This window comes from Anaerobacillus sp. QJM3NY_32, assembly GCF_056173645.1.
The window spans coordinates 2,541,389-2,555,275 of record NZ_CM149684.1 but is presented as its reverse complement, the minus strand read 5'-3'; the positions used below and the strand labels follow the sequence as shown (position 1 = coordinate 2,555,275).

Here is a 13,887-nt window from a genome sequence, read left to right as displayed (position 1 = left end):
CTTTCGTAAACGCATTCATGCGTGAGTTTTTTTGTTTTTGAAGGGAATAGTAACAATAGATAGACATTGAATGAGGAGGATCATAATGACAAAACGATTTAAGAGAGTATTTTTGGTTGTAATGGATTCGGTGGGTATTGGTGAGGCTCCTGATGCTGATCAATTTGACGACCTAGGTGCAGATACTCTAGGTCATATCGCAGATCATATGAATGGTTTGAAGATGCCAAATATGGAGAAATTGGGTCTTGGCAACATTCGGGAACTTAATGGGGTTAGTAAAGCAGATAAGCCAATGGCACATTATACTAAAATGATGGAAGCTTCGAATGGGAAAGACACGATGACTGGTCATTGGGAAATTATGGGCCTTCACATAGAACAGCCTTTTAGAACCTTCCCTAATGGATTTCCTGACGATCTCATCTCCGAGCTTGAAAGCAGAACTGGAAGAAAAATCATTGGAAATAAACCTGCTTCAGGGACAGAAATTCTTGTAGAACTTGGTGAAGAGCACGTAAAGACCGGTGCACTTATTGTTTATACTTCTGCAGATTCAGTTCTTCAAATTGCGGCCCATGAAGATGTTGTTCCATTGGATGAGCTTTATCATATTTGTGAGATTGCAAGAGAAATGACAAAAGCAGAAGAATATATGGTTGGACGAGTAATCGCAAGACCATTTCTAGGAGAGCCAGGCGACTTTAAACGCACTTCCAATCGCCATGATTATGCGCTTAAGCCGTTTGGACATACGGTTATGAATGAATTAAAAGACAATGAGAAAGACGTTATTGCAATCGGAAAGATTTCAGATATTTATGACGAAGAAGGTGTAACAAAGTCTCTTCGTACGAAATCAAATATGGACGGTATGGATAAGTTGCTTGAAACTCAACAAATGCAATTTGAAGGAATCAGCTTCCTGAACCTCGTGGACTTTGATGCATTATATGGGCATAGAAGAGACCCACAAGGCTATGGTGAAGCGCTAGAAGAGTATGACGAGAGATTAAAGGAAGTTCTCGATCGAATGGAAGAAGATGATTTGTTATTGATCACAGCTGATCATGGGAATGATCCAATTCATCATGGAACAGATCATACACGTGAATATGTTCCATTACTTGCCTACCATAAAGGGATAAAAGAAGCGGTAGATCTCGGTATTCGTGACACATTTGCTGATATTGGAGCAACTATTGCGGATAATTTTGATGTAACGTTACCAAAACACGGGACAAGCTTTCTTAAAAAGCTTTAAGAATCAAGAGGAGGAACGAAAATGACAATTAAACAAGAAATTCAAGATGCATCATCCTATATACAAAGTCAAGTTGGAGAGTTTCGTCCAGAAATCGGGCTGATCTTAGGTTCTGGTCTTGGTGTACTGGCTGAAGAAATTGAAAACCCAGTTCAAATCCCCTATAGTGACATTCCGAATTTTCCCGTCTCAACAGTAGAAGGGCACGCTGGACAATTTGTATTCGGAACGTTAAATGGAAAAGCAGTAGCAGCCATGCAGGGGCGTTTTCACTTTTATGAAGGATATTCAATGGATAAAGTAACATTCCCCGTTCGAGTGATGAAAGAACTTGGGATTCTTAAAGTAATCGTAACGAATGCTGCAGGTGGTATAAATGAAGAGTTCCAACCTGGAGATTTAATGGTTATTGCTGATCATATTAATAACTTCGGAACAAATCCATTAATTGGACCAAATAGCAATGAGTTTGGACCACGTTTCCCGGATATGTCTACCGCTTATTCAATGGATCTTCAACGTTTAGCACAAGATACGGCAACAGAACTTGGAATGAAACTACAATCTGGAGTATATGTCGGAAATACTGGACCAACTTATGAAACCCCAGCAGAAGTTAGAATGCTAAGAACGCTAGGTGGAGACGCCGTTGGAATGTCAACTGTACCAGAAGTTATCATTGCCAGACATGCGGGCATGGATGTACTTGGTATCTCTTGTATTTCAAATATGGCTGCCGGAATTCTGGATCAACCACTTCACCACGACGAAGTAATTGAAACAACAGAGAAGGTAAAGGCAAACTTCCTTCTTTTAGTTAAAACAATTGTAAGTAAAATGGGTTAAAGTAGAAGGGAGAGCTATTCGAATGAGAATGGTTGATGTTATTCAAAAAAAACGTAATGGAAATGAATTGACAAAAGAAGAAATTAATTTCTTTATTGAAGGATATACAAAGGGGGACATCCCTGATTACCAGGCGTCAGCTTTAATGATGGCGATTTATTTTAATGGGATGAAGTCTAATGAAACAGCTATGCTTACCCAAGCAATGGTAGAGTCTGGAGAAACAATCGATCTATCTGCTATAGAGGGTCATAAAGTGGACAAGCATTCAACTGGAGGAGTAGGGGATAAGACAACCTTTATCGTTGGTCCATTGGTTGCTTCTGTAGGTGTACCAGTTGCAAAAATGTCTGGCCGAGGTTTAGGTCATACCGGTGGAACTTTAGATAAGCTGGAGTCTATTAAAGGATTCCACATTGAGATGACCAAAGAAGAATTTGTGAATAATGTGAATACACATAAACTTTCTGTAGCTGGTCAGACAGGGAACCTCGCTCCAGCAGATAAAAAATTATACGCGCTTCGTGATGTAACAGCTACTGTGGATTCCATTCCATTGATCGCAGGATCTATCATGAGTAAAAAGCTTGCTTCTGGAGCAGATGGTATTGTTCTTGATGTCAAAACCGGATCCGGTGCTTTCATGAAGAAGCTTGAAGACTCAGAAGCTCTTGCTAAAGAAATGGTTAACATCGGAAACAACCTTGGACGAAACACTGTGGCAGTTATTAGTGATATGAGTCAGCCGCTTGGTTTTGAAGTAGGAAATGCAAATGAAGTTCGAGAAGCTTGTCAGGTTCTTCAAGGAGAAAATATCGAGGATCTTCGCCTGCTTTCTCTAGAACTTGCTTCACATATGACAGTGATAGCTGGTGCTTTCGATGACTTTGAGACGGCGTATAAAACACTTGAAGAGAATCTTCAAAATGGAAAAGCGTTTGAATCATTTAGAACGCTCGTTCAAGCTCAAGGTGGGGATGTATCCGTCATTGATGATCTTTCTAAACTTCCACAGGCAAAGCATGATATTGAAGTTTCGGCACATCAAGATGGGTATGTAACAGAAATTGATGCTGAATCTGTTGGTGTTGCTGCTATGTATCTTGGTGCAGGAAGAGCGACAAAAGACGATCAAATTAATCACGGTGTTGGGATCACCCTGAAGAAAAAAGTCGGCGATAAAGTGGAGAAAGGCGAAGCACTAGTTGTTCTTCACAGTGATGAAGAAGACGTTCAGAACTCAATCGATAAAATTAATGAAGCTTATACTCTTTCTAAGCAAGCTGCTGAAAAGCCACAGCTAATTTATAAAGTTATTAACTAATAAAAAAAGATAGTATCTTGAGAAGTCTCTTTTGGGAGGCTTCTTTTTTTTATGTGTTTAGCTATGTGAGCTTATCTTTTTGGCTCATTCACGTGACATCTTCATCTCAGAGCGTAATTAAGGCAATAATCAACTACTTCATTAACATGTCCATGTGTATACATCCGTGAAAAGATTTAAGGAGATTGAATGCGATTATCAATAGAGGATATAGAATTCGTATATTTTTCCAAGATGTTGGAAATCCTTGTAATACTAAGAATGGAGGGATCACCAATGAAAGTTGTTGCAACAGCGCTCGCCTTCTTGCTGGGAGTAACTCTTATTGTTCCTTCTTTTGCGCATGCAGAAGAAGCAAAGCTAAAAATCGCAGAGAATTCTTCTTCCGCTATTTTGATTGAGCGAGATACAGGTGAAGTATTGTTTGAAAAAGATAGTGATAAAAAGCTTCCTCCTGCAAGTATGACTAAAATCATGACCATGATCTTAATTATGGAAGCGATTGAAAGTGGAAAAATAAGCCTCGATCAGAAAGTTAGAGCAAGTGAATATGCTGCTTCGATGGGTGGTTCACAGATTTTTCTTGAGGCAGGGGAAGAAATGACGGTTAACGATATGTTAAAAGGTATTGCAATTGCTTCCGGTAATGATGCTTCGGTAGCAATGGCTGAAGCGATCGCTGGTTCGGAAGAAGAATTTGTTAATTCGATGAATGCAAAAGCAAAATCAATGGGACTCAAAAACACTCATTTTGTAAATCCTACTGGATTACCAGCGGAAGGTCATTATTCCACTGCAAATGATATGGCCCTTATGGCTAAAGAGCTTCTTAAATATGAATTGATTACAAAATATACTGGATTATATGAAGACTACCTGAGGCAGGATACAGATAAGAAATTCTGGCTCGTTAACACTAATAAGCTTGTTAAATTTTATCCTGGTGTAGATGGGTTGAAGACAGGATTTACAAGTGAAGCAAAGTATTGTCTTACGGCAACGGCGAAAAGAGATGACATGCGAGTGGTGGCCGTTGTAATGGGTGCTCCATCTCCAAAAGTACGTAATGCAGATATTACTAAACTGTTTGATTATGCATTTTCTCAATATAAAACACATAAGTTATTCGATCGAAACAACATCGTGAAAGAAGTAAAGGTAAATAAAGGAGATCAACCTACCATGTCTGTTGTAACTTCTGAGCGAGTTTCCGTTCTTCTTAAGAAAGGGCAAGAAAACGGTAAAATTACAACAAGCATCAAAGTCAATAAGAATATAGAAACACCTGTTAAGAAAGGGGAAGAGGTAGGTGAGTTGTCTGTGAAAATAGATGGTCATGTGACAGCTACATCTCCGGTTATTGCAGCCAAAGACATTCAAAAAGCTTCCTGGTGGCAGCTGATGAAACGAACAGCTGCACAGTTCGCCAAAGCGCCTACTCAAACTGTCAAGTGATCACCTCTTTCATCGAAATCTCACTAGTTTTGTCACGAAGAAGGAATTAACCCTGTAAAGAGAGAAAAAACTCACAAGCAAACATGAGGAGGAATGTGACGTGAGTCTTTCGATCAATCTTGAAGTGCGCCATCCCGTTCTTTTGATTCGTCTTGATGGAGAGTTGGATCATCATACATCAGAAGAACTAAGAGACAGGGTAGATTCGATTATTGAAGAGCGTAAAATTGAACATATTGTGCTAAGTCTAGAAGGTCTTTCATTCATGGATAGTTCAGGTCTCGGTGTTATTCTAGGGCGGTACAATAAAGTGAAGAGTTTTGGAGGAGAAATGGTCGTATGTTCAATCTCTCCACCTGTTAAGAGATTATTTGAAATGTCAGGTCTCTTTAAAATTGTGAGGCTTGAGGCTGATGAGCAGCATGCCCTCGCTACTTTGGGGGTGGCATAATGAGGAATCGTATGGATATCGAGTTCTCTGCGCTCAGTCAAAATGAATCATTTGCTCGTGTAACTGTAGCAGCTTTTATTGCGCAGCTCGATCCAACTGTTGATGAACTTACTGAAATCAAGACAGTTGTATCGGAAGCTGTTACAAATGCCATTATTCATGGATATGAGCAAAATTCTGAAGAGAAGGTTTACATTTCGGTCGAGTTAAATGACGACACGGTCAATTTAACCATTCGTGACCATGGAATGGGAATTCTTGACCTTGAGGAAGCAAGACAACCTTTGTTTACAACAAAGCCTGAACTAGAACGATCAGGGATGGGCTTTACAATTATGGAGAATTTTATGGATGAGGTCAAAGTGGAGTCTGCAAGTGGCCAGGGTACGACCATTCACTTAATGAAGTATCTATCAAAAAATAAAGCGCTATGTAATTAAGGGGACCTGCATATGGACGTGGAGGTTAGAAAAGGGAAGCAGTCGCAACTGAAGCCTGATGAAGTGAAGGAATTGATTAAACAAAGCCAGAATGGGGACCAGGGAGCCAGAGACCTCATTGTTCAAAAGAATATGCGTCTCGTCTGGTCCGTTGTGCAGCGATTTCTAAATAGAGGGTATGAAGCGGATGACCTGTTTCAGATCGGTTGTATTGGTTTGTTAAAATCCGTGGATAAGTTCGATCTAAGTTACGATGTGAAATTCTCCACCTATGCGGTACCAATGATTATCGGGGAAATTCAGCGCTTCATTAGAGATGATGGAACAGTGAAAGTGAGTCGATCCCTTAAAGAAACCGGCAATAAAGTTAGGAAAGCGAAGGATGAGTTATCGAAAACGCTCGGCAGAACGCCGACAATTAATGAAATTGCAGAACGAATAGAAGTCACGCCGGAAGAAGTTGTCATGGCACAAGAAGCTGTAAGGGCACCAACTTCTATTCATGAAACGGTTTATGAAAACGATGGAGATCCTATCACTTTACTCGACCAAATTGCCGATCATACAGATAGTGCTTGGTTTGATAAATTAGCCCTTAAGGAAGCATTGCAGTATCTTGATAATCGTGAGAGACTAATTGTTTATTTAAGGTATTATAAAGATCAAACTCAGTCTGAAGTGGCAGAAAGACTGGGGATTTCTCAAGTTCAAGTATCGAGACTTGAAAAGAAAATATTAAAACAAATTAAAGAACAGATGAGCAAATAGCTCATTCTGTTCTTTTTTGTTTGGAAAGGATTTTTTTACCAGAATAATAATAGAGCTATCACTAAGATTAATGAATGGATGATATAAAAAGGACCCAAACTTCTAGGGAATTAATGGTACTTAGGTTGCTAAAGAATGAGAGTCATTTGGTAGAAACATACTATAACCAATATGCCCCTTGAATAAGGAGGTGGAGGATCATGGATAGTCAGATAATATATCTTCGACTTAGGCAAAAAAAGAAAGTACCACCTAATAAGAAGTTATTGATTGGTGATATTGCTCAGCTCATAGGAGAAGATTCTTGTTGTAGTAAGGTGGAGAATATCCAGATTTACCATGTGACGAAAGAGGATAAGAACTTAGTCGTAATCGATGTTATGAAAGTCATTATGTCCATCCATAGCGAAATGGAAAACGTTGAGATTCAAGTAGTCGGTCCTACACAAACGATTGTAGAAGTTCAGTATCCAAAGAAGAAATTAGCACCCGTTTATTTTGTTCTTATCTGGTTTTTATTATTTATTGGTGCGGCCCTCGCTATTATGAATTTTCATGAAGACGTCAGTATGAGAGAGGTTCATCAGCAAATATATAAAATTGTGACTGGAATCGACAATCCAAAACCACTGCTTCTACAAGTACCATACTCATTTGGACTTGGAATTGGGATGGTCCTGTTCTTTAACCATCTTTTCAAAAAGCGGTTTAACGAAGAACCTAGCCCACTTGAAGTGGAAATGTTTAATTATCAACAGGACCTTGATCAATATGTAATCGTTCATGAGAACGAAGAAAACGGAAATTCGAAACCATGAATGCTCAATTTCTCTTAGTGATGTTAATCGGATTTGCTGAAGGGATTGCGGTTGGGGCTGGATTTGTTGCATTTCTTTCAGTTCTTGGCATTATCCCCAGGCTCACTCAATTGTCCAAAACGTTACACCTCATTCGTTTTTATGAATGGGGGATCATTGTAGGTGCTGTAGTGGCAAGTTGGTTATCGTTAAGAAATCCAACTCTTGGCCTGCCCAAATTTGTAGTGATCCCAATTGGACTCGGTGCAGGTATATTTATTGGGATGTTAGCAGCAGCATTAACAGAAGTACTTAATGTCTTGCCAATATTAACGAAACGGATTGGGTTTATAGATAAAATTTTGGTTTTACTAATGGCTATAGTACTTGGTAAAGTATTCGGATCATTGTTTCATTGGACAATTTTTGTGGATGGAGGGATCAAGTAATGAAAAAATCATTAAACGATCAGGAAAAGTATAGTCAGAACATTAAAGAGTATCAGCCAAAGCCGCCGTATTTTTTCAACTGCATAAAAGCGTTTGTTGTAGGCGGGTTTATTTGTATGTTCGGGCAAGGTGTTCAGAATTTCTATATCAATGTCTTTGATTTTTCTAAAGAAAATGCTGGAAACCCGACTGTAGCCACTCTCATATTGATCGCAGCTTTATTAACGGCTTTCGGTTGGTATGACAGGCTTGGTCAATTTGCGGGAGCAGGTTCAGCTGTACCAGTTACAGGCTTCGCTAATTCGATTACTAGTGCTGCTCTCGAGCATAAAAGCGAAGGGATTGTACTTGGTATAGCAACCAATATGTTTAAACTTGCTGGCTCAGTCATCGTGTTTGGCGTCGTTGCGGCTTACATTGTAGGGATGGTCAGAATGGTTTTTAAAGCCCTGATATAAGGAGAGAACCTGTATGAAATCAGGAAAGCAAACATGGAGTTTTTCAAATGTTTATTTACAATCAGTAGGTACAGCAACAGGCCCAAAGGAAGCAGAAGGTCCATTTGGAAATTCGTTTGATGTGACCTATGCTAACCTTCATTGTAATCAGGCAAATTGGGAGCTTGCTGAAAGAAAATTGTTAGAAGATGCAGTAATGAGTTGTTTGAAGAAAAAAGAATTAGCTCCTGATCAAGTTGATGTTTTTGTAGCGGGTGATCTATTAAATCAAATCGTAAGCGCAACTTATACAGCAAGGTCTAATCATATTCCTTTTCTAGGTGTTTTTGGAGCATGCTCGACATCCATGGAATCCCTAGCGATTGCATCTTCTCTAGTTGATGGTGGTTTTGCTGAGAGGGCTATTGCTGGAGTGAGTAGCCATAATGCAACTGCTGAAAGACAGTTCCGTTATCCAACAGAATATGGAGGTCAGAAACCTGGTACTGCGACATCAACTGTAACTGGTGCTGGAGCTGCGTTAGTTAGTCAGGAGTTATCGGACATTCAAATCTCTGCGGCAACGATTGGAAGAGTAGTTGACTGGGGAATCAAGGATCCGTTTGATATGGGGAGTGCGATGGCGCCAGCGGCAGCAGATACATTGGCCACACATTTTGAGGACCTAAATGTAAAACCTTCAGATTATGACTTAATTGTTACTGGAGATCTATCTGCAGTTGGTTCTCCGATTGTTCGTGATTTATTGCTTGAGAAAGGGTTTGACATTACTAATAATCATAATGACTGTGGGTTAATGATCTATCGACCTGATCAGAAGGAAGTATTCGCAGGTGGAAGCGGGTGTGCCTGTTCGGCGGTTGTTACGTATGGTCATCTCATTGAGCTTCTAAAACAAGGGAAGTATTCAAAAATTCTAGTTACTGCTACAGGATGCTTGCATAGCCCCGTTATGGTGCAACAGAAAGAAAGTATGCCTGCTATCGCTCATGCAGTGGTTTTTGAGCGAGTTGGAGGTGAGGAATAGTGGAATACTTCATTGCTTTTGCAGTAGGAGGAGCCATTTGTGTTGTTGGTCAGTTATTGCTCGATATTTTTAGATTAACGCCTGCTCATGTAATGTCATCTTTTGTGGTGACTGGAGCGATTCTTGACGGTTTTGGTATATACGATCGACTGATTGAATTCGCAGGAGCAGGTGCGACAGTCCCAATTACGAGCTTTGGGCATTCCTTGCTACATGGGGCGATGCAGCAAGGAGAGGAACATGGATTTATAGGCATTGCAATGGGGATATTTCAGTTAACTTCAGCTGGAATTTCATCAGCTATTGTTTTCGGATTTATCATAGCCATTATATTCAAGCCAAAGGGGTGAATGAATTGAACAAGCGGCGGGTTATTTTCGTTACTGATGGAGATCTTTACGCGCAAAAAGCAATTGAAAAAGTGGCTTCGGATATTGGCGGGAGATGCATTAGCCAATCAGCAGGAAATCCAACCCCGCTTGCTGGTTATGAAATTGTTTCCCTAATTAAAGAAGCTCCACATGATCCAATCTTTGTAATGTTTGATGACAGTGGTTTTCCGGGTGAAGGTTATGGAGAACTAGCGATGCAGGCTGTGGCTGAGGATGAAGATGTTGAACTACTTGGTGCGATTGCAGTTGCCTCGAGAACACACTTCTCTGAATGGACGAGAGTAGATGTTTCCATCGACAGGGATGGTGAATTAACGCATTTCGGTGTTGATAAGAATGGATTTGCTGATATGGAAGCTGGGAGAATAGATGGGGATACTGTATCTATTTTAGATAAACTGAATGTCCCAATTATTATAGGTGTCGGTGATATAGGTAAAATGTCTGGGCTTGATGATCCGGAGGTTGGGTCGCCTATAACATTGAAAGCCGTTCAAATTCTGCTTGAAAGGAGCGGTTTCTATGACAACAAAAATGAATAACAAACAAAAAATATTTAAAAAATTAAAAGAAAATGAAGACTTCTTGAAAAAATCAATTGGCATTGGGGAAAGTTTTGACGTAGGTGTACGTAAACTCAAGATTTTGAATAAAGAAATACAATTCTATTATTGTACTGGTTTATGTGATACATCAATCATTGTTGAAATCATGCGTGAATTGATGGAATTAGATGATCATCATCGCTTGACCGTTAAATTCGAGCAAGTTATCCATAATCATTTACCCCATCAGCAAGTAACAAAAGTAGAGACGTTCGATGAGGTCGTCGATCAAGTTCTTTCTGGACTGATCGCTGTATTTATGGAAGGCGAAGAGATTGCTTACATTATTGATGTTCGAAAGTATCCAGGTAGAACGCCTCAAGAGCCAGACACTGAGAAAGTGATCAGAGGTTCTAGAGACGGTTTCACAGAAAATATTATTGAGAATACTGCACTTACTAGAAGGCGTATTAGAGATGGTCGTTTGCGTAATGAAATATTTCAAGTCGGAGAGCGTTCCAAAACGGATGTGTGTATCACTTATATTCAGGATGTAGCTAACCCAAACTTAGTTGAAATCATTAAGAAAAAACTAAAAGAAATTAATATTGATGGTATTCCTATGGCTGATAAAACTGTTGAAGAGTTTTTAGTGCATCAGGCGGGAAATCCTTTTCCACTTGTACGATATACGGAAAGGCCAGATGTAGCCGCATCCCATTTGTTAGAAGGGCATGTCTTGATTATCGTCGATACTTCTCCGAGTGTTATTATTACGCCAACAACCTTTTTCCACCATGTTCAACATGCAGAAGAATACAGGGAAGCTCCATTACCAGGTGCATTCTTGAGATGGGTCCGCTTTGGAGGAATGCTAGCAGCGCTATTGTTACTTCCCCTGTGGTTATTGGCGGTATATGAACCTGGGTTGTTGCCTAAATCGATTGATTTTATTGGGCCAAATGATGAAACGAATGTGCCGATATTTATTCAAATCATTCTTGCAGAAATTGGGATCGAAACACTGAGAATGGCCGCCATTCATACGCCTACCCCGCTTTCTACAGCGATGGGTTTAATTGCGGCTGTATTAATTGGTCAAATTGCCATCGATGTAGGATTATTTGTTCCAGAAGTTATTCTGTATGTTTCTATTGCGGCTATAGGTTCTTACGCAACGCCAAGTTATGAGTTATCAATAGCGAACAAACTAGTTAGATTATTACTACTTTTCCTTGTCTTTTTCTTCAGAGTTCCAGGATATATAATAGGCGTGACAGCTATTATTCTCTTCCTAGTCGCCTTAAAGCCATTAAATACACCTTATTTATGGCCATTCATTCCTTTTAATGCAAAAGCGTTTATTCAAGTGCTAATTCGCGTTTCTGTTCCTTTGACAAAATTGCGTCCAAGTATTACAGAGCCCCAGAATGAAACGAAGCAGCCGGACAAACCACTTGCCGAATCTTAAAAAGTATGATAATTTATTTCTTAATTGAATAGACCTCATTGAACGTAATGGGGATAGAGGCGCAAAACGAATGAGTAAGATATCTGAGCATAGAATGGAATGCGAAGACGATATCAGAAAGGTCAATTTGCCGAAGTGAGAAAGGACCCATCCTTTTCTTGCTGGGCTGCTGCTGAATAAGTTGCAGACTGTCACTGGAGGATGAATTTCTTTCAGTGGTGAGCTAATCCAACTCGTGAGGATACGGAGAAAACAGCCTATCTATAAAGTTGGCTGTTTTTCTTATTGTGTGGAGGGAGCTCGCATTTATATAAGCGAGAGGGGAGAAATGATTGTGAATTTATACGGTACATCTGCAGTTTCAGAAGAGGGGCATTTAACAGTTGGAGGGATCGATACGGTCCAATTAGGAAAAAAATTTGGCACTGCGTTATATGTTTATGATGTGGCTATGATTCGAGACAAAGCAAGGGCGTTTCGAAGTGCCTTTGAACGTGAGAATGTAAACTATCAAGTAGCTTATGCTAGTAAGGCCTTTTCATGTATGGCAATGATCCAACTTGCAGAAGAAGAAGGATTAAGTTTGGATGTTGTATCCGGTGGAGAGCTTTATACTGCTTTGAAGGCAGGTTTCCCCGTGGAGCGTATTCATTTTCATGGAAATAACAAAAGTGAATCTGAAATTAGAATGGCGCTTGATGCAGAAATAGGTTGCTTCGTTGTTGATAATTTTTACGAATTATCTCTCCTTGAGCAAATTGCAGAAGAAAAAAATGTGAAAGCTAATGTGCTGTTGCGTATAACACCAGGTATTGAAGCACATACGCATGATTATATTTTAACAGGCCAAGAAGATTCTAAATTTGGTTTTGATTTACAGAGTGGTCAGGTAGAACGCGCGATATTGGATGTAACAAAAATGAGTGCTGTTCATCTTCTTGGACTTCATTGTCATATAGGCTCACAAATTTTTGAAACAAATGGTTTTGTAATGGCTATTGAAAAGATTTATAGCTATCTTACAACATGGTATGATGCCTATGGTTTTGAGCCTGAAGTCCTTAACCTTGGTGGAGGATTTGGAATCCGATATACGAGTGAAGATCACCCATTACCAGTAGGGAACTACATCGAAGCTATGATTGAAACAATCAGAAATCAGGTAACAGGGCAAATGAACATGCCTGAGATCTGGATTGAACCTGGTCGTTCACTAGTAGGAGAAGCTGGAATGACGTTATATACGGTTGGTTCACACAAAAATGTTCCAGAGTTGCGACGTTACCTCGCTGTAGATGGAGGGATGACGGATAATTTACGCCCTGCTCTCTATCAGGCAAAATATGAAGCCACAATAGCAAATCGAATGAATGAAGCAAAAGACCACCTATACTCTGTAGCAGGAAAGTGTTGTGAATCAGGTGATATGTTAATTTGGGATTGCCAGTTACAGCGAGCGATTGCTGGTGATACGATGGCTGTTTTTTCAACGGGGGCATATGGTTATTCCATGGCAAATAACTACAATAGATTACCAAGACCAGCTGTTGTCTTTGTTGAAAATGGTGAGGCCAACCTTGTTGTTGAGAGAGAGTCATACGAGGATTTAGTTCGACATGATTTGCCATTAAAACAAGCGATTATATCAAAATAATAGTTGAAAAGCATAAATGATATGGAACAGCTTCAGTCTGTGCTATAATGAAAGAGCTTTTAAGAAAATTGTTAGTGCAGGAGGATTTATTTATGAAAAAAGGAACAATTGCATTTGAAAATGGAGAAGTTATTGAAATTGAATTTTATCCAGAAGCAGCACCTAACACTGTTGCTAACTTTGAGAAGCTTGCAAATGAAGGTTTCTACAACGGTGTGAATTTTCACCGTGTAATCCCTGGTTTTGTTGCTCAAGGTGGAGATCCTACAGGTTCTGGAATGGGTGGACCAGGATATACAATTGACTGTGAAACAGAAGGTAACCCTCATAAGCACGTAGCAGGCTCATTGTCTATGGCACATGCTGGTAAAAACACGGGCGGCAGTCAGTTTTTCCTAGTTCATGAACCTCAGCCTCATCTAGACGGCGTTCATACCGTTTTTGGTCAAGTAACAGAAGGAATGGATACGGTCCTTCGCGTTAAACAGGGTGACGTAATGAAAGAAGTAAAAGTCTGGGACGAAGAATAGATCAGACTCTTAAAAA

General features: G+C 39.8%; 16 protein-coding genes and 1 riboswitch. All 16 genes read left to right on the top strand.

The annotated features are described in order from the left end of the window. Positions 1-85 precede the first annotated feature (85 nt). The 16 genes from deoB (at position 86) to AC0VYH_RS13370 (ending at position 13,871) form a co-directional block, all read left to right on the top strand. The gene (gene deoB / locus AC0VYH_RS13445) at positions 86-1,264 is read left to right on the top strand and encodes a phosphopentomutase (protein ID WP_475365403.1); all 1,179 of its coding nucleotides are present in this window, start codon (positions 86-88) and stop codon (positions 1,262-1,264) included. A 21-nt stretch (positions 1,265-1,285) separates the two neighbouring features. After that, positions 1,286-2,110 carry a purine-nucleoside phosphorylase gene (locus AC0VYH_RS13440; protein WP_430246111.1) on the top strand — a complete coding sequence of 275 codons (825 nt, stop codon included), beginning with the start codon at positions 1,286-1,288 and terminating at the stop codon, positions 2,108-2,110. A gap of 22 nt (positions 2,111-2,132) precedes the next feature. Next, complete coding sequence (locus AC0VYH_RS13435) at positions 2,133-3,434, top strand: pyrimidine-nucleoside phosphorylase (RefSeq protein WP_430246113.1); 1,302 nt, start codon at positions 2,133-2,135, stop codon at positions 3,432-3,434. Between the two features lie 276 nt (positions 3,435-3,710). After that, on the top strand, positions 3,711-4,889 hold the full coding sequence (locus AC0VYH_RS13430; RefSeq protein ID WP_430246115.1) for a D-alanyl-D-alanine carboxypeptidase family protein: 1,179 nt from the start codon (positions 3,711-3,713) through the stop codon (positions 4,887-4,889). Positions 4,890-4,989: 100 nt separating this feature from the next. Beyond that, positions 4,990-5,340, top strand: a complete 351-nt coding sequence (spoIIAA, locus tag AC0VYH_RS13425) for an anti-sigma F factor antagonist (RefSeq protein WP_430246117.1) — start codon at positions 4,990-4,992, stop codon at positions 5,338-5,340. Beyond that, complete coding sequence (gene spoIIAB, locus AC0VYH_RS13420; protein ID WP_430246119.1) at positions 5,340-5,780, top strand: anti-sigma F factor; 441 nt, start codon at positions 5,340-5,342, stop codon at positions 5,778-5,780. The genes spoIIAA and spoIIAB overlap by 1 nt, the downstream gene beginning before the upstream one ends. Positions 5,781-5,792: 12 nt before the next feature. Further along, on the top strand, positions 5,793-6,548 hold the full coding sequence (gene sigF, locus AC0VYH_RS13415) for an RNA polymerase sporulation sigma factor SigF (RefSeq protein ID WP_283154038.1): 756 nt from the start codon (positions 5,793-5,795) through the stop codon (positions 6,546-6,548). Between the two features lie 200 nt (positions 6,549-6,748). Continuing rightward, positions 6,749-7,366: a stage V sporulation protein AA gene (locus AC0VYH_RS13410; RefSeq protein WP_430246121.1), complete on the top strand. Its 618-nt coding sequence runs from the start codon at positions 6,749-6,751 to the stop codon at positions 7,364-7,366. After that, on the top strand, positions 7,363-7,794 hold the full coding sequence (locus tag AC0VYH_RS13405; RefSeq protein WP_430246123.1) for a stage V sporulation protein AB: 432 nt from the start codon (positions 7,363-7,365) through the stop codon (positions 7,792-7,794). The genes AC0VYH_RS13410 and AC0VYH_RS13405 overlap by 4 nt, the downstream gene beginning before the upstream one ends. Further along, complete coding sequence (gene spoVAC / locus AC0VYH_RS13400; RefSeq protein WP_430246125.1) at positions 7,794-8,252, top strand: stage V sporulation protein AC; 459 nt, start codon at positions 7,794-7,796, stop codon at positions 8,250-8,252. The genes AC0VYH_RS13405 and spoVAC overlap by 1 nt, the downstream gene beginning before the upstream one ends. A 13-nt stretch (positions 8,253-8,265) precedes the next feature. Beyond that, positions 8,266-9,279, top strand: coding sequence for a stage V sporulation protein AD (spoVAD, locus tag AC0VYH_RS13395; RefSeq protein WP_430246127.1), 1,014 nt, complete (start codon positions 8,266-8,268; stop codon positions 9,277-9,279). Further along, on the top strand, positions 9,279-9,629 hold the full coding sequence (gene spoVAE / locus AC0VYH_RS13390; RefSeq protein ID WP_226613903.1) for a stage V sporulation protein AE: 351 nt from the start codon (positions 9,279-9,281) through the stop codon (positions 9,627-9,629). Before spoVAD ends, spoVAE begins: the two co-directional genes overlap by 1 nt. A 5-nt stretch (positions 9,630-9,634) precedes the next feature. Next, on the top strand, positions 9,635-10,213 hold the full coding sequence (gene spoVAEA / locus AC0VYH_RS13385; RefSeq protein ID WP_430246129.1) for a stage V sporulation protein SpoVABEA: 579 nt from the start codon (positions 9,635-9,637) through the stop codon (positions 10,211-10,213). Then, positions 10,194-11,687: a spore germination protein gene (locus AC0VYH_RS13380; protein WP_475367689.1), complete on the top strand. Its 1,494-nt coding sequence runs from the start codon at positions 10,194-10,196 to the stop codon at positions 11,685-11,687. Before spoVAEA ends, AC0VYH_RS13380 begins: the two co-directional genes overlap by 20 nt. A gap of 46 nt (positions 11,688-11,733) precedes the next feature. Further along, positions 11,734-11,921, top strand: a riboswitch (Lysine riboswitch). Between the two features lie 94 nt (positions 11,922-12,015). Next, positions 12,016-13,341 (top strand): diaminopimelate decarboxylase, encoded by a 1,326-nt coding sequence (lysA, locus tag AC0VYH_RS13375; RefSeq protein ID WP_475372619.1) that lies wholly within the window; start codon positions 12,016-12,018, stop codon positions 13,339-13,341. 92 nt (positions 13,342-13,433) lie between these two features. Then, positions 13,434-13,871 carry a peptidylprolyl isomerase gene (locus AC0VYH_RS13370; RefSeq protein WP_194221986.1) on the top strand — a complete coding sequence of 146 codons (438 nt, stop codon included), beginning with the start codon at positions 13,434-13,436 and terminating at the stop codon, positions 13,869-13,871. Positions 13,872-13,887 lie beyond the last annotated feature (16 nt).

What these genes read in the sequence shown, in the direction of transcription:
- deoB (WP_475365403.1), top strand. Translation starts at nt 86, where the DNA reads ATGACAAAACGATTTAAGAGAGTATTTTTGGTTGTAATGGATTCGGTG.
- AC0VYH_RS13440 (WP_430246111.1), top strand. Translation starts at nt 1,286, where the DNA reads ATGACAATTAAACAAGAAATTCAAGATGCATCATCCTATATACAAAGT.
- AC0VYH_RS13435 (WP_430246113.1), top strand. Translation starts at nt 2,133, where the DNA reads ATGAGAATGGTTGATGTTATTCAAAAAAAACGTAATGGAAATGAATTG.
- AC0VYH_RS13430 (WP_430246115.1), top strand. Translation starts at nt 3,711, where the DNA reads ATGAAAGTTGTTGCAACAGCGCTCGCCTTCTTGCTGGGAGTAACTCTT.
- spoIIAB (WP_430246119.1), top strand. Translation starts at nt 5,340, where the DNA reads ATGAGGAATCGTATGGATATCGAGTTCTCTGCGCTCAGTCAAAATGAA.
- sigF (WP_283154038.1), top strand. Translation starts at nt 5,793, where the DNA reads ATGGACGTGGAGGTTAGAAAAGGGAAGCAGTCGCAACTGAAGCCTGAT.
- AC0VYH_RS13410 (WP_430246121.1), top strand. Translation starts at nt 6,749, where the DNA reads ATGGATAGTCAGATAATATATCTTCGACTTAGGCAAAAAAAGAAAGTA.
- AC0VYH_RS13405 (WP_430246123.1), top strand. Translation starts at nt 7,363, where the DNA reads ATGAATGCTCAATTTCTCTTAGTGATGTTAATCGGATTTGCTGAAGGG.
- spoVAC (WP_430246125.1), top strand. Translation starts at nt 7,794, where the DNA reads ATGAAAAAATCATTAAACGATCAGGAAAAGTATAGTCAGAACATTAAA.
- spoVAD (WP_430246127.1), top strand. Translation starts at nt 8,266, where the DNA reads ATGAAATCAGGAAAGCAAACATGGAGTTTTTCAAATGTTTATTTACAA.
- AC0VYH_RS13380 (WP_475367689.1), top strand. Translation starts at nt 10,194, where the DNA reads ATGACAACAAAAATGAATAACAAACAAAAAATATTTAAAAAATTAAAA.
- lysA (WP_475372619.1), top strand. Translation starts at nt 12,016, where the DNA reads ATGATTGTGAATTTATACGGTACATCTGCAGTTTCAGAAGAGGGGCAT.
- AC0VYH_RS13370 (WP_194221986.1), top strand. Translation starts at nt 13,434, where the DNA reads ATGAAAAAAGGAACAATTGCATTTGAAAATGGAGAAGTTATTGAAATT.